The sequence below is a fragment of the Rhodococcus sp. 14C212 genome (assembly GCF_011058195.1).
Taxonomy (GTDB): Bacteria; Actinomycetota; Actinomycetes; order Mycobacteriales; family Mycobacteriaceae; genus Rhodococcus; species Rhodococcus aetherivorans.
In genome coordinates this window covers 1-1,164 of record NZ_JAALEH010000214.1, presented here as the reverse complement: position 1 = coordinate 1,164, position 1,164 = coordinate 1, and the positions used below count along the sequence as shown (strand labels likewise).

Sequence of the window (1,164 nt, the reverse complement as noted above, 5' to 3'; positions counted from 1 at the left end):
GGAGGGCATGAAGCCCGGCTCGGTGGTGGTGGACCTGGCCGGCGAGACCGGCGGCAACTGCGAGCTGACCGAACCCGGACGCACGGTGGTCAAGCACGGCGTGACCATCTGCTCGCCGCTGAACCTGCCCGCGACCATGCCCGAGCACGCCTCGCAGCTGTATTCGAAGAACGTCGTGGCCCTGCTCGAGCTGATGCTCGACGAGAACGGCGGGCTCGCTCCGGACTTCTCCGACGAGATCCTCGACGGCGCGTGCGTGACCCGCTCGAAGGAGAACGTCTAGATGTATACCGAACTGTTGGCGAACATCGCGATCCTGGTCCTGGCCGGGTTCGTGGGCTTCGCCGTGATCTCGAAGGTGCCCAACACCTTGCACACCCCGCTGATGTCGGGCACCAACGCCATCCACGGCATCGTGGTGCTCGGTGCGCTGGTGGTCTTCGGCCACCTGCCGGCCGGTGCGCCGTGGAGCATCAAGGTCATCCTGTTCGTCGCGCTGGTGTTCGGCACGCTCAACGTCGTCGGCGGCTTCGTCGTCACCGACCGCATGCTCGCGATGTTCAAGCCCAAGAAGCGGGTGCCGGCGCAGGCCGCCCCGGCGGAGCAGAAGGGAGCCGACGCGAAATGAGCTACCTCGTCTCCGTCCTGTACATCGTCGCGTTCGCGATGTTCATCTACGGTCTGATGGGCCTGACCGGTCCGAAGACCGCGGTGCGCGGCAACTACATCGCCGCGGTCGGCATGGCCGTGGCGGTCGTCGCCGTGCTGATCGACATCCGCGAGACCGACAACTGGCTCTGGATCGTCGCCGGCCTGGCCGTGGGTGTGGTCCTGGGCGTGCCGCCGGCGCTGCGCACGAAGATGACGGCGATGCCGCAGCTGGTGGCGCTGTTCAACGGCGTCGGCGGCGGCACCGTCGCGCTGATCGCCTGGGCGGAGTTCCTCGACTCGGACGGCTTCACCACCCTCGCCGAGGAGCCCACGGTGCCCGTGGTGGTCGGCTCGCTGTTCGCCGCGATCGTCGGCTCGGTCTCGTTCTGGGGTTCGCTGGTGGCGTTCGCCAAGCTGCAGGAGCTGCTGAACAAGAACCTCGAACGCCGCCTCGTCGGCGCGGCCAAGGCCTTCCAGCTGGCGAACATCGTGCTCGCGCTCGCGGCGATCGCG

General features: G+C 67.9%; 2 protein-coding genes and 1 pseudogene. All 3 read left to right on the top strand.

From position 1 onward, the window contains the following. Positions 1-283, top strand: a pseudogene (locus G6038_RS30755) (NAD(P)(+) transhydrogenase (Re/Si-specific) subunit alpha); the annotation flags it as partial. Beyond that, entirely contained in the window at positions 284-628 is a 345-nt protein-coding gene (locus G6038_RS30750; RefSeq protein ID WP_165042697.1) for an NAD(P) transhydrogenase subunit alpha, read from the top strand. It begins immediately after the preceding pseudogene. Further along, positions 625-1,164, top strand: a 540-nt coding sequence (locus G6038_RS30745) for an NAD(P)(+) transhydrogenase (Re/Si-specific) subunit beta (RefSeq protein ID WP_206025897.1), incomplete at its 3' end; no start/stop codon positions are given. The genes G6038_RS30750 and G6038_RS30745, both read left to right, overlap by 4 nt.